This is a genomic window from Heminiphilus faecis (genome assembly GCF_008728965.1).
Taxonomy (GTDB): domain Bacteria; phylum Bacteroidota; class Bacteroidia; order Bacteroidales; family Muribaculaceae; genus Muribaculum; species Muribaculum faecis.
The window spans coordinates 1-21,597 of the sequence record NZ_VSMC01000021.1; the positions used below are offsets into that span (position 1 = coordinate 1).

At 49.4% G+C, this 21,597-nt stretch carries 19 protein-coding genes, 1 tRNA gene and 2 pseudogenes; 8 read left to right on the forward strand and 14 right to left on the reverse strand.

Annotation, left to right across the window (positions count from 1 at the left end):
- The first annotated feature begins 218 nt into the window (after positions 1-218).
- The gene (gene folP / locus FW767_RS09385) at positions 219-1,076 is read left to right on the forward strand and encodes a dihydropteroate synthase (RefSeq protein ID WP_121699054.1); all 858 of its coding nucleotides are present in this window, start codon (positions 219-221) and stop codon (positions 1,074-1,076) included.
- On the forward strand, positions 1,073-1,855 hold the full coding sequence (gene cdaA, locus FW767_RS09390; protein ID WP_121699055.1) for a diadenylate cyclase CdaA: 783 nt from the start codon (positions 1,073-1,075) through the stop codon (positions 1,853-1,855). Before folP ends, cdaA begins: the two co-directional genes overlap by 4 nt.
- Positions 1,856-1,867: 12 nt before the next feature.
- Here cdaA and FW767_RS09395 read toward each other — a convergent pair whose 3' ends face one another.
- The 5 genes from FW767_RS09395 to mazG are packed head-to-tail and all read right to left on the reverse strand — an operon-like array spanning position 1,868 to position 5,884.
- Positions 1,868-2,101, reverse strand: a complete 234-nt coding sequence (locus FW767_RS09395) for a hypothetical protein (protein WP_147438752.1) — start codon at positions 2,099-2,101, stop codon at positions 1,868-1,870.
- Positions 2,098-2,607 carry an NUDIX hydrolase gene (locus FW767_RS09400; protein WP_121699057.1) on the reverse strand — a complete coding sequence of 170 codons (510 nt, stop codon included), beginning with the start codon at positions 2,605-2,607 and terminating at the stop codon, positions 2,098-2,100. The genes FW767_RS09395 and FW767_RS09400 overlap by 4 nt, the downstream gene beginning before the upstream one ends.
- Complete coding sequence (locus FW767_RS09405) at positions 2,597-4,642, reverse strand: DNA topoisomerase 3 (RefSeq protein ID WP_121699058.1); 2,046 nt, start codon at positions 4,640-4,642, stop codon at positions 2,597-2,599. Before FW767_RS09405 ends, FW767_RS09400 begins: the two co-directional genes overlap by 11 nt.
- An 11-nt stretch (positions 4,643-4,653) precedes the next feature.
- Entirely contained in the window at positions 4,654-5,079 is a 426-nt protein-coding gene (locus FW767_RS09410; RefSeq protein ID WP_121699059.1) for a hypothetical protein, read from the reverse strand.
- Positions 5,080-5,089: 10 nt separating this feature from the next.
- Complete coding sequence (mazG, locus tag FW767_RS09415) at positions 5,090-5,884, reverse strand: nucleoside triphosphate pyrophosphohydrolase (RefSeq protein WP_121699060.1); 795 nt, start codon at positions 5,882-5,884, stop codon at positions 5,090-5,092.
- Positions 5,885-6,156: 272 nt separating this feature from the next.
- Between mazG and FW767_RS09420 the strand changes: the two genes are divergently transcribed.
- The 5 genes from FW767_RS09420 to purT all read left to right on the forward strand — a co-directional run bounded on the left by FW767_RS09420 (position 6,157) and on the right by purT (position 10,633).
- Positions 6,157-6,945, forward strand: coding sequence for a Cof-type HAD-IIB family hydrolase (locus tag FW767_RS09420; RefSeq protein WP_148463940.1), 789 nt, complete (start codon positions 6,157-6,159; stop codon positions 6,943-6,945).
- A gap of 80 nt (positions 6,946-7,025) precedes the next feature.
- The gene (locus FW767_RS09425; protein ID WP_121699062.1) at positions 7,026-7,835 is read left to right on the forward strand and encodes a glycogen/starch synthase; all 810 of its coding nucleotides are present in this window, start codon (positions 7,026-7,028) and stop codon (positions 7,833-7,835) included.
- 23 nt (positions 7,836-7,858) lie between these two features.
- Entirely contained in the window at positions 7,859-9,232 is a 1,374-nt protein-coding gene (locus FW767_RS09430; RefSeq protein WP_121699063.1) for a DUF4270 family protein, read from the forward strand.
- A gap of 38 nt (positions 9,233-9,270) precedes the next feature.
- Positions 9,271-9,343 (forward strand) — tRNA-Thr (locus FW767_RS09435).
- 99 nt (positions 9,344-9,442) lie between these two features.
- A complete protein-coding gene (gene purT, locus FW767_RS09440) occupies positions 9,443-10,633 on the forward strand; it encodes a formate-dependent phosphoribosylglycinamide formyltransferase (protein WP_121699064.1) in 1,191 nt (396 codons plus the stop codon).
- Between the two features lie 35 nt (positions 10,634-10,668).
- Here the strand turns inward: purT and FW767_RS09445 are convergent, their stop codons facing one another.
- The 3 genes from FW767_RS09445 to FW767_RS09455 all read right to left on the reverse strand — a co-directional run bounded on the left by FW767_RS09445 (position 10,669) and on the right by FW767_RS09455 (position 15,533).
- Positions 10,669-12,669 carry an AAA family ATPase gene (locus FW767_RS09445; protein ID WP_205523884.1) on the reverse strand — a complete coding sequence of 667 codons (2,001 nt, stop codon included), beginning with the start codon at positions 12,667-12,669 and terminating at the stop codon, positions 10,669-10,671.
- Positions 12,670-12,753: 84 nt separating this feature from the next.
- Positions 12,754-14,406 (reverse strand): OmpP1/FadL family transporter, encoded by a 1,653-nt coding sequence (locus tag FW767_RS09450; protein ID WP_121699066.1) that lies wholly within the window; start codon positions 14,404-14,406, stop codon positions 12,754-12,756.
- 53 nt (positions 14,407-14,459) lie between these two features.
- Positions 14,460-15,533 carry a hypothetical protein gene (locus tag FW767_RS09455; RefSeq protein WP_147438753.1) on the reverse strand — a complete coding sequence of 358 codons (1,074 nt, stop codon included), beginning with the start codon at positions 15,531-15,533 and terminating at the stop codon, positions 14,460-14,462.
- Between the two features lie 297 nt (positions 15,534-15,830).
- On the opposite strand from FW767_RS09455, the gene FW767_RS09460 reads away from it, so the two are divergent.
- Positions 15,831-16,394 carry a DUF4251 domain-containing protein gene (locus tag FW767_RS09460; protein WP_205523885.1) on the forward strand — a complete coding sequence of 188 codons (564 nt, stop codon included), beginning with the start codon at positions 15,831-15,833 and terminating at the stop codon, positions 16,392-16,394.
- Between the two features lie 156 nt (positions 16,395-16,550).
- Here the strand turns inward: FW767_RS09460 and FW767_RS09465 are convergent, their stop codons facing one another.
- From FW767_RS09465 to galK, 6 genes and pseudogenes are all read right to left on the reverse strand, one after another.
- A complete protein-coding gene (locus tag FW767_RS09465; protein WP_121699069.1) occupies positions 16,551-17,381 on the reverse strand; it encodes an alpha/beta hydrolase in 831 nt (276 codons plus the stop codon).
- 209 nt (positions 17,382-17,590) lie between these two features.
- Positions 17,591-17,914 (reverse strand): annotated as a pseudogene (locus tag FW767_RS09475) (MobV family relaxase); the annotation flags it as partial.
- Positions 17,878-18,190 (reverse strand): annotated as a pseudogene (locus FW767_RS09480) (site-specific integrase); the annotation flags it as partial. The pseudogenes FW767_RS09480 and FW767_RS09475, both read right to left, overlap by 37 nt.
- A 234-nt stretch (positions 18,191-18,424) precedes the next feature.
- Complete coding sequence (locus FW767_RS09485) at positions 18,425-19,327, reverse strand: glycosyltransferase family protein (RefSeq protein WP_121699070.1); 903 nt, start codon at positions 19,325-19,327, stop codon at positions 18,425-18,427.
- Positions 19,324-20,367 (reverse strand): aldose epimerase family protein, encoded by a 1,044-nt coding sequence (locus FW767_RS09490; protein ID WP_121699071.1) that lies wholly within the window; start codon positions 20,365-20,367, stop codon positions 19,324-19,326. The genes FW767_RS09485 and FW767_RS09490 overlap by 4 nt, the downstream gene beginning before the upstream one ends.
- Positions 20,368-20,385: 18 nt before the next feature.
- Complete coding sequence (gene galK, locus FW767_RS09495) at positions 20,386-21,519, reverse strand: galactokinase (RefSeq protein ID WP_121699072.1); 1,134 nt, start codon at positions 21,517-21,519, stop codon at positions 20,386-20,388.
- Positions 21,520-21,597: the final 78 nt, after the last annotated feature.

Consider the following 21,597-nt stretch of genomic DNA (forward strand, 5'->3'; position numbering starts at 1 on the left):
AGGCAGAACTTGACAGAATACAAGCAAAAATCAACAGAAGACCGCGAGAAAAATTAGGTTTCTCAGCGCCTCGTATTGAGTTCTTCAAACTATTGACTTAATTTTGCACTTGCTTGTTGACTCTACACCATCTAAATGCAAGAAAAGTTTTTTTGCCGTTAAACGGATTTTACGTATATTCGCACATATATTAATACAATTTTAACGAATCTTTCAGCGTGAGAGAGTTTAAGCCGTTTTCAATCAATCTACAAGGCAGACTTATAATATATGACCGGCCGGTCATAGCAGGCATAGTCAACGTCACTCCCGACTCATTTTACAGCGGTTCGCGGGTTATAGAACGTGAGGCTGTATGCCGGCGTGTCGCGGAAATGATAAACGACGGAGCCGAATGGATAGATGTCGGGGCTTACTCTTCACGTCCTTCGGCCGACGATGTATCGCCTTCAGAAGAGCTCGACAGGCTTGCCGAAGGCATTGAAGCCATAAGAAAAACGGCTCCAGACATCATAGTGAGTGTCGATACATTTCGGGCAGAAGTAGCCCGATATGCCGTCACCCAACTCGGAGCCGACATTATCAACGACATATCGGGAGGTGATCTTGACCCGGAGATGGCCGCTACGGTGGCACGGCTCAACGTGCCATACATACTCATGCACATGCGGGGCACTCCATCGACCATGAGCACACTTACCGAGTACAACGATGTCACCGCCGACGTGCTTGCCGAAATCGCAGAAAAAATAAACCGCTTCGCCCTGCTCGGCGTCAATGACATAATCATCGATCCGGGATTTGGGTTTGCCAAAACGGTAGAGCAGAACTACCGTTTGCTTCACGACCTCGAACTGTTTCAAGTATTCGAGCGTCCTGTCTTAGCAGGCATGTCGCGTAAGTCGATGATCTACAAGCCCCTCGGAACAGGACCGGACAATGCGCTGTACGGCACCGTGGCCGCCAATACGATAGCTCTCATAAAAGGAGCGTCGATACTTCGTGTACATGACGTGAAAGCAGCTGCCGACACGATAAAGACAGTATCATTAACCCTAACAAACTCAGGTCTATGACTCCATTCGGCATAAAAGACGCCCTTGACGTAATCATAGTGGCCCTGCTGCTCTTCTACCTGTACCGCATAATGAAAGAATCGGGCACTATCAATATATTTTTCGGTGTGCTCGCGTTTATCATAGTATGGGTTGTGGCATCGGAGATATTCGAGATGAGGCTTATAGGCACCATACTCGACAAAGTCATGTCGATAGGCCTTATAATACTTGTCATACTGTTTCAGGATCAGATAAAACGGTTTCTCGTGGAGCTCGGCAACCACAAGAGATGGCACTTCCTGCGCAATATCCTACGACATCACCGCGGCCACAAAGACCACAGCGCCGATGCCCGACGCTGGGTCATGCCTATAGTGTATTCATGCATGTCCATGTCCAAATCCAAGACAGGAGCGCTGATTGTGATAGAGCAGTCCATTCCGCTCGAGAATTACGAAAAGACCGGCGACATCATAGACGCAGCCATCAACTCGAGGCTCATAGAAAACATCTTTTTCAAGAATTCGCCACTCCACGACGGCGCGCTCATCATAGCCCATGACCGCATAAAAGCTGCGGGATGCATACTGCCTGTAAGCCATGACACAAACATTCCACGGTCAATGGGACTGCGACACCGTTCGGCACTCGGCATAAGTCAAGCCACCGATGCCGCCGCGATAGTAGTCAGTGAAGAAACGGGAGGGATATCGTTTGCCTACAAAGGCAAAATCACAAGCCGCATGTCATCGACCGACCTTGAGCACAGACTGTCACAGCTTGTACAGGACGAATGATAACGGCGGCCGTCAGCAACAGCATCCACTGTCGCCGTCCTTGTCAGCACACTCCGATACACGTGCGTCGTCTTTGACACATGTATCGGCAATAGGGCAATCGGCACATTGCGGAGATCTGGCATTACGTACACGTAGCCATGATTTACGGAAATGCCTTACGGCCAATATGACAGCACACACTACAATCAACGCCACCCACATCCATTGCAGCAGAAAATCGGTCGAAGTCCAGCAAACAGTCACTTTATATAATCTTTTATAAGTTCAAACTCATTCTCAAAATTGGGAGTAAACACATCACGCCCTACATTGGCCTTTATCTCATCAACATGCCAGAAGCGGCCTTCGGTTATCTCTCCCGGATCGGGTGCAAGCACCTCATCCTCCGCCACAATGACATAATAAGGATTAACCAGTTCCCGCTCCCTGTCTGACGTAAAGACATAAGGCGGCAGTTTGGTCGGAACAAAGCCGCGCAGTCCGAGCTCTTCCGAAGCCTCCCTGAAAAGGGCTTCGGCTATCGACTCGCCGAAGTCGACATGTCCGCCAACAGCCGTGTCCCATTTGCCGGGCTGGATATCCTTGTCCATAGCGCGTTTCTGAAGATACAGAAAGCCGCCCTCACGCATCACATGCAGATGCACGACAGGATGCAGCAACATAGAGCCGCCGTGACACTCGCTCCGGGTGGCTCTTCCGGTGACATTACCGACTTCATCCACTATGGGAAACAATTCTTCACTGATCATGTCTATATTTTTTCTTTATATAAGCCGCTACCTTTGCCGGAGTGAGGTCGGCGCCGCATTCCGAAAAATCGATACGCAATGCGCAGCCGCTGCGAAACTCGCTGCACCCGTAGGCGCTTCGGCCCTTCAGCAGATGGCCTTTGCCACATAACGGACACAGTATCTCTTCAATACTCTTGACCGAGGGCGCACGTGTACGCTTCTTCTTAGGCTTGTCAGGCTGCACTTTTTCCTCGCTCTTGACTTCAATCTGTCTTGACGAATTGTCGCTCAACACATTTATGACTATATCGCCTATAAGTGTCTTCAGTTCCGAGATAAACTCGGCGGCTGAAAACTCGCCACGTTCTATGCGCCGCAACTTGTTCTCCCACAAGCCTGTCAGCTTGGCGCTTTTCAGCAGCTCCTCGTTGATTGTGGCTATAAGGTCTATTCCGGCTTGTGAGGCCTGAATGTTTTTACGTTCACGATATATATAACGGCGCTTGAACAGAGTCTCGATTATCGACGCTCGCGTTGACGGACGGCCTATGCCGTTCTCTTTCATAGCCTCGCGCAACTCCTCGTCGTCGACAGTCTTTCCGGCCGACTCCATGGCTCTCAACAGCGTACCTTCGGTATACAATTTGGGCGGCTGCGTCTGTTTTTTCAGAAGCGACGGTTCGTGCGGGCCGCTCTCACCGACTTCAAAGGGAGGCAATATCTTGTTGTCGTCATCCTTGTCGGCACCATCCTGCTCCGCATTATCTTTGCCGGCGTATACTGCCCGCCATCCGGGAGCCACAATGACCTTGCCGCTTGCCTTGAAACCGACATCGCCGGCCACACCGTTGACTGTCGTCGAACGAAACGTGCAGTCGGGATAAAACGCCGATATGAAACGCAGGGCTATGAGGTGGTATAGCTTGCGTTCGTCACCTACAAGCGACGACGGCAACTGTCCGGTAGGTATTATGGCATGGTGATCGGTCACCTTCGAGTTATCGAATACTTTCTTTGATTTAGGCAGTTTTTTATCGACAATCGGGGCCGTAAGTCCGGCATAGGGAGTCATCTGCTTCAATATGACGGGAACCTTGGGGTATATGTCATCGCTAAGATAAGTCGTATCGACACGCGGATAGGTCGTGACTTTCTTTTCATACAAAGACTGGATGAGCCTTAGTGTATCGTCGGCGGTCCACCCCCACTTTTTGTTGCACTCAACCTGAAGCGACGTAAGGTCAAACAGTCGCGGAGGCGCCTCGCGCCCCTGCTTGTCAGCCACGTCAACTATGGAAAACGGTTTATCGGAAATCATGGCGAGCGCCTCTTCGGCAGCCTGCTGCGTCTTGAAGCGTCCCGACACGGCATTGAATGTCACGTCGCGGTATAGGGTCTTCAGCTCCCAATAATCCTCCGGCTTGAAGTTGGCTATCTCATGATGGCGCTGCACGATAAGCGCAAGCGTGGGTGTCTGCACACGGCCTATCGACAGCACATTGCCCGGAGCAGAGTACTTGAGCGAATACAGGCGGGTGGCGTTCATACCGAGTATCCAGTCGCCTATGGCCCGCGAGAGTCCGGCATGATACAGCCGGTCGTAATCCTGTTCGGGCTTTAGCGACTTGAAGCCTTCGCGTATCGACTCGTCGGTAAGCGAACTTATCCACAGGCGCCTCACAGGGCACTTTATCTCGGCTTTCTGCATGACCCAGCGCTGTATGAGCTCACCCTCCTGACCGGCATCGCCGCAGTTTATCACCTCGTCGGCCTCGCCTATAAGATTTTTTATAATTCCGAACTGCTTCTCGATGCCCTTGTCGGCTATAAGTTTTATGCCGAAACGTCCGGGTATCATGGGCAACGCGCCCAACGACCAGCGCTTCCACAGGTCGGTATAGTCAGCCGGCTCTTTCAGGGTACACAAGTGGCCGAAAGTCCAAGTGACCTTATAGTCACCCCCTTCGTAATAGCCCTCGCAACGGTGGTCGGCGCCCAATATGGCGGCGATGTCCTTGGCTACACTCGGTTTCTCGGTAATACACAGTTTCACCGGCGCCGCAATTATTGTTTGGTCATTGTACAGCTGTCAGTGCCGCGAGGAGTCACTATGACAAGTCTGCCTGTCTTTATCTCGGGCATCTTGTCAAAATCGATCTCAACCGCAATCACTCCGTCCTCCTCCCACTGAAACCAACGGTCGAAGTCCACTCCGTCAATGTCGGTAGCCGCATAACTGCGTGAGCCGTTGTGCAGGGTTATAGACTTCACCTGCTGAGAAGTATGGGGGCGACCTACAAACTTACCGTACATGCGGGTCAGGTCGGCGCGATAATCTATGCTGTCTATGACGAGAGTCAAGTGCTGGCCGTCGCTAAGGCTATAGCGGGGTTTGCGCTCACTCCGGGCATATGATACAAATGCGGTGACAAGCAGAAACATCACTGCAAGTCCGAAAATCCAAACTCTGTTATTTTTCTTGCTTTCCATAACGGATGTATTATTTTATCGCATCTATGCGTTTAGCTTCATTCCACAACCGGTCCATCTCTTCAAGTGTCATATCCTTCAGCTGACGTCCCGACTCTTTAGCCTTGGCCTCGACGTAGTTAAAGCGCGATATGAACTTGCGGTTGGTCTTTTCCAGAGCATTCTCCGGATTTATTTTGTACAGACGTGCGGCATTGATCATGCTGAAGAGCACGTCGCCGAACTCCTCCTCCATCTTTTCGCGGTCCATGCGGTCAATCTCGCGGTCAAACTCCGCAACCTCCTCCTTGACCTTATCCCACACCTGACGGGGCTCCTCCCAATCAAAACCCACGTTGGCGGCCTTCTCCTGTATGCGGTCGGCCTTTATCATGGCGGGAAGCGATGCCGGCACACCCGACAGCACCGTCTTATTGCCGTCTTTCTCCTTCAGTTTTATCTGCTCCCAGTTCAGCTCCACGTCATGAGCGCCGTCGACATGCACAGAGCCAAACACATGGGGATGTCGAAATATCAGTTTCTTATTCAGGCGGTCGGCCACTTCGGCTATGTCAAACTCATCTTTTTCCTCACCGATTTTGGCGTAAAACAGCACGTGAAGCAGCACATCGCCAAGCTCCTTGCATATATTGGAATTGTCATCGTTCAGCAAAGCGTCACAAAGCTCATAGACCTCCTCTATCGTATTTGTACGCAACGATTCGTTGGTCTGCTTGCGGTCCCACGGGCACTCCACCCTAAGCCGGTCAAGCGTATCGATCACGCGCCCCAACGCCTCTATTTTCTCCTGACGGGAATGTTTCATATCCTATAATTTATTGACACAAATTTACACATAAAAATCCAAAAACCGAAATTCCCGCCCGATTTCAATCCTCTGGCACAATCAGCCGCTTCCTGCACTTTATGAAGAAGTCGCAGATAATTTGAGCCCCCTTTGATTGTAGCTATGATAATCTTAATAACATCACGGCAATGTACGGCGCATGTTAATATAGCTGAAAGGGAGGGCCCGATTTTGGCGGGTAAGGGCAAATGACTTACCTTTGCAGAGTAATTTACAATGAGTATTGAATCATGAGCCATGTACTATTTTTCGACATCGACGGCACACTTGTCAGTTTCGAGACACACAAAGTGCCTCAATCGACTGTCGAGGCCCTGCAGAAAGCCCATGACCGGGGCAATAAAATCATAATATCGACCGGACGGCCTTACTGCATAATCAACAATCTGCAACCGCTACAGGACCGCAATCTTATAGACGGATACATAACGATGAATGGCTCATACTGCTTCGCCGGCGACAAAGTACTGTACAAGAATCCGATACCGGCCGCTGATGTGACTACACTCGGACAGATATGCACCGAACGGGGCTATCCATGTATAATTGTTACCGAGAAAGAGCTGAAAGTTGTAAACCCGGACTCACAGGTACGCATGATATTCAATGAATATCTCAACGTTGACGAGATAGCGGAAACTACATTTGAAGAGGCGCTTAATAGCGAAATCTATCAGATGACGCCATTCTTCGACGCAAAAGCGGAGGCTGATATAGCTCCGCTCATGCCGGGATGTGAGTTCAACCGCTGGTATCCGGCATTTGTCGACGTGACGGCAAAGGGCAACACCAAAGCCCACGGCGTGACCGTGATGCTCGAGAGCCTCGGCGTGCCCCTGTCATCATCGATAGCTTTCGGCGACGGCGGCAACGACGTATCCATGCTAAAGGAAGCGGCCATTGGCATAGCAATGGGCAACTCCGCTCCCGATGTACAAAAAGAGGCCGACATGGTCACCGACAGCGTTGACAACGACGGCATACTCAACGCACTTAAGCGTCTTGATATTATAGATTAATGCTCAATTACTACAAAAATAGCGTTATTGTCAGATTTTTTTCGTAACTTTGCATTTATTATACAGCAATTATCAGTTTAATGGACATTAATAAAGTTCTTTACATTTCGCAAGAAATATCCCCTTATCTGCCTGAAACCCCTATGGCCGAGCTTAGTCAGAAACTGCCGCAGGGCATTCAGGAAAAAGGCATCGAGGTACGCACTTTCATGCCTAAGTACGGGTGCATAAAGGAACGTCGCAACCAATTGCATGAAGTAATACGACTGTCGGGGCTTAATATCATCATCGATGACGCCGACCATCCGCTTATAATAAAGGTGGCAACCCTGCAGCCCACCCGCATGCAAGTATACTTTATCGACAACGAAGACTTCTTTCTGCGCGGCCAGACAGCCAAGGACCTTGAAATAAATTTAATGCCGGATGACAATGACGAGCGTATCATGTTTTATGTGCGCGGAGTCGTGGAGACGGTAAAGAAACTGCGCTGGGACCCCAATCTCGTCCACTGTTCGGGATGGGTGTCGGCATTGGCCCCTATATATCTGAAGCGCATATATGCCGACGATCCGTCGTTTAAAAACGCAAAAATAGTTTATTCGATATTCGATGACAAGTTTGAGGGCACCCTCGATCCTCGCTTTCTCGAAAAGCTCAAGATGGAAGGACTCACCGACGAGGACCTGTCGTCAATAGCCGCGGCTCCCGTCGACGCCACAGCGCTCAACAAGCTGGCCATCGACTACTCCGACGCCGTGATACAGGCATCGCCCGAAATCGACCCGGAACTTCTCGAATATATCAAGGCGTCAGGAAAGCCGTTCATGCCCTACCCCGGCAATACGGACTACACCGACCGTTACGCAGAGTTTTACCACTCCTTATAATTCATCACTTTGTTGTTACAGCAATGAAATTTTTAAGATTGATCCCTGCCGCATGTCTGCTTCTGTCGGCGGTGGCTTGTGAAGAAAACAGCACCATAGGCTCGTCAATCATACAGGATAAGGTCGACATAATCATCGACTCGACATTTACTATAAGCGGATACTCCGTAGCCAATCCTGTCATACAATCACGTACCGACAACCAGCTTCTCGGCAACATCGACGCAAAAGGCTTCGGCAAACTGTCGAGCGACTTCATAACCCAGTTCATGCCCGCGACCACACTTGATACCGTAGGCGTGACAGTTGAAAGCATCGACTCGATAAAACTGCGCATGTTCATGAACGAAGGAGCACTCATAGGCGACTCCATCATACCGATGGGCCTTGAAGTATATAAACTCAACCGCGGACTCACCTCACCCATATACAGCGACTTCGATCCGACCCCGTACTACTCGGAGCAGGATAAGGTGGCATCGACCACATATTCAGCCACGGTCATAGGACTACCCGACAGTATAGCCGGCATATACACCGGAGCCAAAGCCCGCGTGGTAGACGTAAAACTGCCCGTCGAGATGGGACGCGAATTCTACCGCAAGTACAAGAGCGACCCCGAGATATATAATGACCCGGTCAAGTTCTCACAATGGTTTCCCGGCCTGTATATAAAAAACAGTTTCGGTTCGGGACGCGTGATGCGCTTCTACTCCACGCTCATGTATCTTTACTACAAAAAAGACACCAAGGTCAATGACAAAGACACGACCATCAACACTCTAAAGGCATTTCTGGCCGTGACCCCCGAGGTGATCAACAACAACAACATAAACATGGCCCTGAGTCAGGAAGTAAAGACAATGGCCGCATCATCGCCCATGCTGGTAGCACCCACAGGATATGACGTGGAAGTGAAGCTGCCCATACGCGACATGGTGGAAAAATACAGCAAACAGGACAACAGCTTTACCGTCATCAACAGCATGACCCTCGAGGTGCCTGTAGAAGAGGTGACCAACAACTACGATATAGAGCCGCCGGCCTATGTGCTGCTTGTCAGAAAAGATAAAAAAGAAGAGTTTTTCGCCGACCAGCAGATAAATGACAACATCAGTTCGTTCTACGCTGCTTACGACGCCACACGAAAAAGCTACAACTTCAGCTCCATGCGCCAATACTTCTTGGAGATGAGCAAGAAAGACAATATCGCAGCCGCCGACGGCGAGTTTGTACTTGTACCGGTGTCATTGGTTACAGAAAGCACCCAAACCGGTTATTACCAGTACGAAACGGTCGTAGTGGCCATAGTACCGTATGTAGATACTCCGGCAATGGCCAAAGTCAATGTCGACAAAGCAAAAATAAAATTGACTTTCAGCCGCCAGTCGATGTGATATTTAGTAAATAATTACTATCTTTGCACTCGCAATCAGCCACAATAGCTCAGTCGGTAGAGCATTTCATTCGTAACGAAAAGGTCAGGGGTTCGAGCCCCCTTTGTGGCTCAAAGATACAATCGCAGGAAGTCATCCGCTTAACACGGTCTCTTTCTGCGATTTCCGTTAAAACACGTTTAATAAATTTTAATACCGAAATTTAGACAGATGGCTAAGATTGGTTCAGTAATGACCCCCGTCGGCCGAAAGGCTTTGCTTCTCGGCAGTGGAGAATTAGGAAAAGAGGTGGCGATTGAGTTGCAGCGCTACGGAGTGGAAGTAATAGCATGCGACCGGTACGCCAATGCACCGGCAATGCAGATAGCTCACCGCAGCTACGTGTTCAACATGCTTGACCCCGAGGCATTGCGCGATGTCATCGAACGCGAGAAGCCCGACCACATCATTCCGGAAGTGGAAGCGATTGCCACCGACATGCTTCGCACTCTTGAAAGCGAAGGCTACAACGTGACCCCGACAGCACGTGCCGCTTGGCTCACCATGAACCGCGAAGGCATAAGACGTCTTGCCGCTGAAGAACTCGGCATACCTACATCACGCTACAAATTCGCATCGGACTACGACGAGTTCAAGGCAGCCATAGAAGAAATAGGCCTGCCGTGCGTGATAAAGCCGATCATGAGTTCGTCGGGACACGGACAGAGCGTAGCCCGCAAGGCCGATGACATAGAACACTCTTGGGCCATATCGCAGGAGGGCGGACGCGCCGGTGCCGGACGTGTAATAGTGGAAGGTTTTGTGGATTTTGACTACGAAATAACTCTGCTGACCGTAAGAAGTTGCGACGGAACCACATACTGCCAGCCCATAGGACACATACAGATTGACGGCGACTACCGCTACTCTTGGCAGCCCCAGCCTATGAGCACCACTGCACTTGAAAAAGCACAGCAGATAGCTAAAAAGGTGACTGACGCACTGGGAGGCTACGGCATATTCGGAGTTGAGCTCTTCATAAAGGGCGACGACGTCATATTCAGTGAGGTTTCACCACGCCCTCATGATACCGGCATGGTGACCATGATATCGCAGGACCTTAGCGAATTCGGTCTTCACGCCCGCGCGCTTCTCGGACTTCCCGTGCCTGACATACGCTTCTACGGCCCCTCGGCTTCACGCGCCATAGTGGTTGAAGGCGACAGCGACAAAGTGGTTTTCGACAATCTTGAAGAGGTCCTAAAAGAGCCCGGAGTACAGATACGCATATTCGGCAAGCCCGAAGTCAAGGGCCACCGCCGTATGGGTGTCATACTTGCCACCGCCGACACTGTCGACGCCGCACGCGAAAAAGCGGAACGCGCCTACAACTCGCTTAAAACGGAAGTGCTTCCACGCTAACAAGCCGGCAGTTCACGAAATAAACGCCGCAGGTGTCAACGCTTGCGGCGTCCTTGTTTTTTACGCAGTTTGGCGGCTTCAGACCTGTGACGCGAAACCGCTTCATCATCTCCGACTTTCTCATAAAGGTCGGCCATATATTCATGAAGCAATACCGACCGGTCATCAATGTCAAGTGCTATAAGATACCAGTTCAGAGCCTCAGCCAAATTATCGGCGGCAAAATACAGCCGCCCGAGTTCACACGGGGCTGTAAACCGAGCCGCATCAATACGATAGGCATTCATGAACGCATTTATAGCCTCGTCACGGTCGTTTATTTCAGCATAAGTGAAGCCCTTGCCTGTCCACGCCTCGTAACATCGGGCATATATGGACAGAGCCTTGTCATAATTGGCTATGGCAGGAGTGGGTTCCATGCCCTCCCTACGGCATTCGTCGCCCATAGACACATACTCCGCAGCAAGACGGCGAAACTTAACCCTGTCCTCCTCCAGACGGTCTTCCAGCTCCCGGCAACGACGGCTGAAACCGCCCAATTCCGATAGTTTACGCCGTATAAGACGGCGTACCGCTGGGTTGTGCCACTCGTCGCGGTAGTCCGACGCCTCGACAAATAAATCAAAGGCCCGCTCTACATCGCCTTCTCCGACCGCATCCAACGCCGCGGTATAAAGATCATCGGCTTTTGCCTTGTCAAGAGCCTCCTTGATAAGAGAACTGTCATTGAACAAACGGCTGAAATCGACTACCGACGGATTAACAAATATATCACGCTCGTTAAGCGTGCTAAGCAACGACAGTCCTTCAAGGCTGCGGCATCGGCTCAGCGCCACATAAGTCTGGCCTCCGGCAAAGGTGCCGTGCCCTACATCAACCACAACATCCTTAAACGTAAGCCCTTGGCTCTTATGTATGGTCAATGCCCACGCCAGTTTTACGGGAAACTGGGTGAACGACCCGAGCTCCTTTTCGATAACCTTGCGGTTTTTATCATCATACTCGTACTTAATGTTATGCCATACTGAAAGCTCCACACTATGGCACTCGCCCGAGTCAAGTTCGACCATGAGTCTGTCGTTCTGCGCGTCATATACACGTCCTATTGTACCGTTCACCCATCGCCTGTCGGGATCATTCTTTATAAACACCACCTGCGCCCCCACTTTCAGAACAAGTTCAATCGATGTAGGGAGCGAGTTCATCGGAAAATCGCCTTTGACCATGCCGGTGTATACGATTTCCGACGCATGCAGTTCGTCAAGACGTCGTGAGTTTATATTGTCGACGATATCGCGTGTGGTGGCAAGCGTCATCACCATACGTCCGTCATCGCGCCGTATAACCTTGGCATTAAGCCTCGAAATGTCGTCGCGCAACGGACGCCCTACCCTCACACGGTCAAGCAGTCCTACAAAATCGCTATCGGTCTGCCTATATACCTTAAGCAACTCTACAGGCACAATCTTCATATCGCCGAACACTCCGGCATTGAAAAAATAAGGCTGCGGATAATAACGGGCAAGCACATCGCGCATATCGCCGGTGACTACCGGTTCAAGCTGAAATATGTCACCGACAAAAAGCATCTGCTTGCCGCCAAAGGGTTCGCGGAAGTTTCCCGTATACACTTTCAGTATCTTGTCGACGAAGTCTATTATATCGGCCCGTACCATCGATATTTCATCGATCACGATCAGCTCCACGTTTTTAATAAGGTTTATAAGCTCCTTAGGGTACTTCATCCGGTCGCGCATACGTTTCATGTCAAACTCCGGATCGTCGGGTAGCAGCGGCTTGAAAGGTATTCTGAAAAAAGAGTGCAGCGTCACTCCACCGACATTGACGGCGGCTATACCGGTTGGTGCGAGCACAACGTGCTCCTTACGCACATTATCACATATGTACTTTAGAAACGTCGACTTGCCCGTACCGGCCTTTCCGGTAAGGAATACCGACTGACGGGTGAATCTAATAAGTTTCCACACATTCTGAAATTCCGGATTTTCAAGATCGATGCTGACTTCCTTTTCCATGACCATAGATATGACAGACCGAGGGCGCCGTCCCCGGACAAAGATTCGGGCGGCACCCTCAGGCACAAAGTTATAAAATAATTTTTAAAATTTATATCCCAGACTCAATATCACCTGATTGTTGTTGTCAGTGACCTTGGCCGAAGGCGAGCCCTGCAACAGAGCCGTATCCTCAAGCACAGGCGAGAATGCGTGATATGTCGACTCACGGTTCTTGTGCACATAAGCGAGGTCGGCATAGAAACCCTTGTAACGGTAACCGAGGCCGGCGGTTATGTACTGTGTGGTCTTGTCAAACGTATAGCTCGGTATTGTACCGGCAGTCCATATGACTTCACCGTCATTGGCGGCTTCCTTCTTTACCGGCGACGACTCCCAGCTGTATCCTGCACGCAGACTGAACTGCGGTGTTATGCGGTATTCCGCACCCAAGCGCAGTATGTTGGTGCCCTTGAAGTAGGTCTTCATGTCGTCATTTATATAACCCTCGCCCTGAACATCAGATATATGGGTCGATGATGTGCCGCGATATTCATAATCGAGGCTCAATATACCCTGTCCGCCTATGACTCCGGCCACGCCAAACATCATGCGCCACGGAGTACGCATGTTATAGTCGTTCCAGCTGTCATAGCCGTCGTTGGTCTCCGGAGCCGGGTTCTGACGGTCAGTCATGTTGTCGTAAAACGAGTTCTGGTCCTGAGGGGTATAGCGGTACGCCACCGTGCCCCAGTATGTATCGGTCATGCTGTACCATGTCGGAGTATGTACAGCGAAACCGAAACGCAGCTCATTGATAGGCTTCACAATGACTCCCAGCTTTAGGTTAAAGCCGCTGCCGTTGGAGTTAAGATAGTTGGACAGGCGATAGTCGGCTTTGCCGTTGACGATATTGTATTCACCGTTGACCTTTGATTCTGCCGCGATATAAGCATTGTCAAGGTTCTCCTGATAGTAGCTAAGCTGTGTGTAATTTATATCGGTTATACCGAGACCGATACCCCAGTAAACCGTGTTATACAGGTTTCCGCCGAAGTTGATCGAATACTCGTCGACATATCCTTTCTCTCTAACTTGGAAAGAAGCGCTGCCGGTAGTGCCGTTACCCATAAGCCCGGAATAGTTAACCTTGCCGTCGACTTCACTGTCATTTATCATATAACCCTGATAAGCCAACGTACTCAGCCACGGAGCGTTTCCGTCAAGCCACGGATTATAATTATCGCCGCTGAGCATTTCACCGGGTTCAATACCTTCACTGTTAGTGAGCGCGGCAACATAATTGCTAAGCGACGCCCCGTTCAGATTGCCGATACCGCCGGTAAATATACGGTCAAACGATGCGGTACGGGCATATGTGGCTCCCCATGAGAATGTCGGCATGACATCGCTCATCGTACTGATTGAACCGATATAACCGAAGTTGTTGAAACTGAAGCGCGTCTGCGAGTCTGATATCTTGGAGCCCTGAGCTTCAGTCGATGTCGACTGAAAGTCAAGGTTAAGTGTCATACCTATCTCGCTGCTGCGGTATACACCTATACCCGCGGGATTCTGGTTAAGCGACGATATATCGCCGCCAAGCGCGGTAAATGCGCCGCCCATCGACATAAACCGGGCAGTACCGCGCAAGTCGGGCCGCGACAGATTGTATAGGTCGACAGCCGCCTGTGACATACCGGCTACAGGCACAAGCCCGACAGCGGCAACTATAAATAAATGCTTGATATTTCTCATATTCTTATAGTATTGAAAAATGATTATGCATTGCTTCACACTCACCCCGCATGTCAGCGACGGCCGCCGCGGTGTGAACCGCCACCGCCTCCTCCACCGGAGTAACCGCCGCGCGAACCGCCGCCATAGCTCGGTGTCGAGTAGGAGCGGTTGTAGTTGTTGTTGCTGCGGTTATAGTTGTAATTGTTGTTGCGGTTGTTACTGTTGCGATTACCGGTAGTCGTGCCATAGCTGCCGTTGTTTGACGGACGGCTGTTGTTTGACGGACGACCGTAATTACCGCGATTGCCCGATGTCGAGCCGGGACGGAAATTGCCTGTCGAACCGGTGGCGAAACCACGGTGATTGCCTCCGTTGTATGACGGACGGTAATGATTGCTCGTCACTCCGGTATATCCGTTACGCACACCCACCGGACGACGTCCGTTAGGCGTATATGAACCGGGATTGTAAGCCCAACCCGGGCCCCATCCGGGTCTCCACGCAGGACCGCCCCAGCCCCAGCCGGGTCCCCAACCCCATGACGGGCCCCAGCCCCACGACCAAGAGGGTCCCCAGCCCCAAGCCGGACCGCCCCAGCCCCATGACCATGACGGACCCCACCACCATGATGAAGAGTATGGCCACGACCATGACGGGCCCCAATACCAGTCATAATAATTCCAAGCCCACGGCGAATACCACCCGGGGCTGTTGATTATGATATTGACATCAGGCTGTGCCGAATAATAATATTCAACCAAAGCCGGATCGTTTATATCCGATATAATATCGTTGTTATGATACTTCTCTATACGACGTGTATAGGCGAAATCATCACTCATGGCCTGACGGCCGGCCGCAGTATCGACCGGAGCGTATTTTCCGCGCCGGTTATACTCGTCCACGTCACGGGTCGATGTACCGGTCACGCTATAAGTGTCAGCTCCCGCATAATCATGTCCGCCCAAGGTCGGATCATAATTATACTGATTATAGTATTGACTCGCAGCGGCAGCCTGCTTGCGCTTTGTACGCTCAAGTTTTTCCTGTTTCGCCTTTGTGTCTTTTGCCGGATCGTAGTATATGTCGTCATCATAGTATCCTTGTGCTGCAACCGACATGATGCCCGCACCCAGCATAACCATCGATAATAAAAGTTTTTTACCTACCATAAGACTTGGTTCCTTAATTAAAAAATAAACAATTATACAGTTTTATATCATTGGACTCGCATCTTAATGCGTAGTTTAATCCAATAACAGATAAAGATACATTATTTATCAGCCGGAGTCAAAATATTCGCTATTTTTTACTCTCTTCTAAGATTATTTAACAGATTGTCGCGGCCACTTCAGCGTTTATATAACAAGAGGGCTACGGAACAGTTCCGTATGTTAGTGAAAATTCAAAAGAGTATCAATCAACTAAAAAAGCACTACGTTATGACACGTTTCACGCTAATAATCGGCTTACTCGCCGCGCTGTTATGCTCATGTGCATCGACAGCCAATCTCAGTCCAGAACAAAAAGAGGCCCGAGAGCAGGAAAAACGCATCAATGCCATACGCGACTCAATAGCTCACGAAGTGGCCGTACAATCGCTCGACAATCTTGACTTCGTACTCGAGGCCGGCAAACTGATCTTCAAACGCGGCCGTTCGGCTTATGTATCGCCATCGACCAACTTTATTTCAGTAGTCAACGGAAAGGCCACGGTACAGATTGCCGTATTCAAATCAATACCGGGCATCAACGGCATCGGCGGCATAACAGTTGAAGGAACCCCATCGTACGTAAAAAAATCAGTTGACAAAAAAGGCAACTACAGCCTATCCATGAGTGTGTCCGGCACAGGCATATCGGCAACGGTCCACATATCATTGCCTTCAGGAAGCACTTACGCCACAGCTGTGATAACGCCCAACTTCCACTCCTATAACATCACCTTGCAAGGCACGGTCATACCGGCGTCGGCCAGCAATGTCTACAAGGCGCGCCCGCTATAACCGCAACGCTCATCATCATAAAAAAACAGAGGATAAGTTGTGACGCTCATCCTCTGTTTTTTATGATGAAGTTGCATTTTATCTCTTCTGTTTTTATAAATTGTACTTATTATACACATAATAAAGTTAGATAATCGGGCAAATATTCTTTTCAAGCTAATTAGCTTGTTTTATATAGTTGTCCAATTTCAGCAACCCTCTGTAATATCCTTCAAAAATGGTATGGCTATGTTTTTCTATGTTCAATGAATCATAGTTCAGAACTATCTCCGAACAATTTGAAAATATATCGGCAGCTTTCTTTATTTCGGGGGTGAAAGATGCTTCCATCTTGTCTTTCTTCCCATTTGCCAGATAAATATAAAGTGAACCGTTCTCATGACATTCATCTGCGAAACAGGTAATTCGGTCAATCATCATCCGCTGGCTATACACATAGTTAGGAGAAACAGCTAAAATGCACCGAAATAAATCAGGGTTAGCAAGCATAGCATATGTCACGAAAGTTCCTCCCAAAGAATGCCCAGCTAAAATAATTCGTGAAGAAGTACCATATTTGCTCTTTATGAAAGGAATTACTTCGTTTTTCAATGATAACAACAAAGAATCTGCCTTACCGGGATTATCATATCCGCTTACTGAATCAAAATCGGTATAAGGAGGTGTCAGTTCACTCTGCCTATTAGGATTGGAAACACCAACTATGACACAAGCCACATTGGGATATATCAACTCGAAGGTAGAACAAAACAGATTGAATGTAGGTGGATATTGAGCATCAAACACATAAATGGTCAACAAGGAATCACTTTCTAAAGTAGCGTCTACTCCACATCGATATACTTGAATTTCACGTGGATCATTAAAATATTTGGAATCATAGATGTATCTGTCTCCCAGAGCCTGCAAAGAATAAAAGTCCGCCTGCGCATTGCTGTTCAAACAGAATGCAATACAGAACAAAGCAAAAGATAAAATCAATTTCATAATCTAAACAATAATTTTATAATCCATTTTTAACGTGTATCAGTCTTATTTTTTCGACTGCAAAGATACTAAAATTTCCTGCTTGTGTCTTTGTCTGCGAGCTCTCTGCCGTGCTTCTGCTGCATTTCCCATATCTCCCGGCTGTGGTCTGCCTGCATGGTCTGTATTCTATCTTACAGGACTTCGATGGTTTCTTCGTGGTCGGCTATCTCCCTATGCAGGGCGGTGTTTTCCTTTCCGAACGTGTCGGCGAAGTATTTCAGATTGTCGGCGCACCACTCGTCCAAACGCCCCTCTTCCTCTATCCGCTTCTTGTCATCGTGCGTTCCCGACACGTTGATGCGGGTTGCCCGTACTTGGTTGCTTCCGATTTTGCGTGTCAGCCCTGCTTCTTCCAGTCTTCTCTGAACAGCCGAACGGTCTTTCACCCCGTCGGGTTAGTCGATGAGCCTGCGATTTAGGGGCGTGCGTGTGGGGTCGGCGTTCTTCGGTATGATGAAACGCTCGATGTGTGCGGTCGTGCATGCCTCGATATATGATAGGTCAAAGTACCTTGAAGCCGCATTGTCTGCCTATCTCTTTGAGTATCTTATTGCAGCTTCCGTTACTCGGAACGTGAAAACTTGGCCGTCCTGAGCCAGTCCCTTGTATTTCTCTATGATACGCTTGGGAACGTCCAAAAGGCGGATGTTCGATTCGGTGTTGGTCTTCTTTCTTCGGGTGATTATCCACAGATTGACGTCAAAGAATGTTTGCAGGCGGTCGGCGGTGAGGTTCTTCACGTCCGAATACGCCAAACCCGTGAGAACCTTTTAGCAAGAAATCTGCACCCGTTACGGGAGTAACGAGGTGGTAACTGAACTTCTGCACCGTTTGGCTTCGAGGTGGTATTTCGTTGGCTCTGCCCCATAGAAAGACAAAGCGTAACGAACGCTCTATCAGCTAATTCGCTACGCTTTGCTCTAATTCACTTTTTCGCTATGTGTTTATTTTATAAAGTTTTATAGCTACCGTAAATAGCCGTCTATCCTATAAAACGCTTTTTAGAAGAGTTTTTCAGGATATGTGCCGTCTTTATGCAGTTCGGCAAACTTTGCCACCACGCCGGGGCGGTCGCCCGCATAAGTAACGCCAAACCACTTGGAGTCAGTGTCAAGCACTTTTACCGTAGCTTCGCCGGAGTTGATGAGAGTATCAATTACAATAGGAATAAAGAACTCTGCTTTGGGAGTGTCAATATCCTTTTTCAGGAAGTTGACAAACTCGCGGTCGCTATATTCGAAGTAATCGGGAGTAAAGCCCCACAAATTCATCGACACGGGAGTCTTGGGGTCGAGTTTGCATACCTCACCCTTCTCATCATGGAAGGTTATGTCATGGTTATCGTCGTAAGCTATGTCGGTACGCTCGGTGACAGTCGTAAGAAGACCGTTCTCGGTATTGCACACGCCACGTGCCACAGAACCGTTTTCCGACATTGTATTGCCTACTCTGAAACCAACCATACAATAGTCGCCCTTGCGGTCACGCGGACGGCTGAGTTCCTTGGCTATCACCTCAAAAGCATCGCGGCCATAGAAGTCGTCGGCATTGATGACGGCAAACGGCTCATTGATCACACCCTTGCCCATAAGAACCGCGTGGTTCGTACCCCAAGGCTTTGTACGGTCGGCCGGGCAGGTAAATCCTTCAGGCAGAGCGTCGGTAGACTGAAACACGACCTCCACAGGCACATGACCCTCATATTTGGAAATGATCTTTTCACGAAAATCCTGCTCGAAATCCTTTCTGATGACAAACACTATTTTTCCGAATCCCGATTTAACGGCATCATAGATCGAGTAGTCCATGATGGTTTCTCCATTGGGGCCAAGCGAATCAAGCTGCTTGAGACCTCCGTACCGGCTACCCATGCCGGCGGCTAAAACGAATAATGTTGGTTTCATTTTGTTGTAAATCTATATACTATAGTTTGATTGTATTCTTCTCCCGGACACAGAAGCTGACACGGAAAATTACGATGATTGGGAGCATCGGGAAATCCCTGACACTCTATAGCCACACCGTCGTAGTCATTGTACGGACGGCCGCTTTTGCTCTCGGGACATCCTCCGAGCCAGTTACCGGAATATACCTGAGCACCCGGCTGGGTGGTAAGCACCTCAAGCACCCTGCCGCTCTTGGCGGCGGTAAGCACAGCCGCTTTCCCGAGAGAGTGTTTGTGCCAGTTGTCAAGCACCCAGCAGTGATCGTAGCCCTTGCCTATCTTCAGGGCCTCGAAATCGGCGTTGATATCGCGGCCTATGGTCTTGGGCTGCAAGAAGTCCATAGGAGTGTCCTTGACATCGGCAAGTTCGCCGGTAGGTATCTGCGTGGAGTCGGTAGGCAGATATTTCGATGCAAACAGCTGAAGTTCATGATCGAGAACCGAGCCGCTGTTTTCACCGTCAAGATTGAAGTAAGCATGATTGGTAAGGTTGATTACCGTTTTGGCGTCGCTCTCGGCTTTAAACTCGATAGTAAGTTCGTTTTTTTCATTCCATGAATATATCACGGTAGCCTTCACCGCTCCGGGATAGCCTTCCTCTCCGTCAGCTGCGTTGTAAGTGAACTTGACATGGCTGCCGGCTGCTTCCGACTTCCATATGCGGTTCATAAAACCTTCGGGACCACCGTGCAGTGCGTTAGGTCCATTGTTAATGGCAAGGCTGTACTCTTTACCGTCGAGCGAGAAGCGGCCTTTACATATGCGATTGGCATAACGGCCGGGAGTCTTTCCGGCACACGGGCCGTCACCGAAATAATCTACCGGATTTTTATAACCGAGTGCAACATCGGCCATAGTTCCTTCACTGTCGGGAACGACTATGCTTACTATACCGGCGCCAAGACTTGACAACGTCACTGACGCGCCCGACGCATTGGTCAATGTATAGAGAGTTATGTCACCTTTCGGCGACACAACTCTCTTTGTCTGTATATTCATATTCTTACAATTCAAGTGTTAATCCAGCTTACGTGCTCCGTCGGAAACAATCACATCATATACCCGAGGCTCATGACCGTACTTGGCCTCGAACTTCTTCTTTGCGGTAGCGATGAAGTTGTCGTAAAGGTCATCTTTTACAAGATTGATGGTACAGCCTCCGAAACCGCCGCCCATAATGCGCGAACCGGTGACTCCGCACTCTTTGGCTATGTCATTGAGATAATCAAGCTCCACGCAGCTTACTTCATACAGCTTCGACATGCCTTCATGAGTCTTGTACATACGGTCGCCTACGGTATCGTAGTCACCTTTCTGCAAGGCCTCGCACACGTCAAGCACACGCTGCTTCTCCTCTATGACATACTTGGCACGGTTGTAGTCCTCCTGCGATATGCGGTCCTTGATTCTTTCAAGGTCTTCCATCTCCGCATCACGCAGAGTATCAACTCCGAGCTCCTTGGCTACATGCTCGCATGACGCACGACGCTTGTTGTAAGGAGAGTCGACCAGCTCATGCTTTACCTTCGAGTCAACAAGCACCAGTTTGTAACCGTCAAGTCTGAAGGGGAAGTACTCATACTCAAGTGACCGGCAGTCAAGACGGATAAGATGGTCTTTCTTACCGAACACCGATGCAAACTGGTCCATAATGCCGCAATTGACACCGCAATAGTTATGCTCTGTCGACTGGCCGATCTTGGCAAGTTCAAACTTGTCGATCTTACCGTCGTTAAACAGATCGTTCATCGCGTAGGCAAAACAACTCTCAAGAGCTGCCGACGACGAAAGTCCGGCACCGAGAGGAACATTTCCGGCAAACACGGCATCGAAACCTTTTACAGAACCGCCGCGCTTGATGACTTCGCGGCATACTCCGAATATATAACGCGCCCACTGTTGGGTAGGTGCATCCTCTTCATTAAGACCAAACTCGGCATACTCGTCGATGTCGACCGAATAGACACGTACTTTATCCGTTCCGTTAGGCTTTATTTCAGCCATGATGACTTTGTCGATGGCTCCCGGAAACACGAAGCCGCCGTTATAATCGGTGTGCTCGCCTATCAGGTTTATACGACCCGCCGATGCATAAAATACTCCGTTACCTCCAAAACGCTGGCTGAATTGCTCACGTATTGTCTCTCTCATTTTCATAATGGTATCTTTAAATGTTGTTCAGGTTAATTATCTGTTTGCAAATTTAGCAAAATAATTCTAATAACCTTA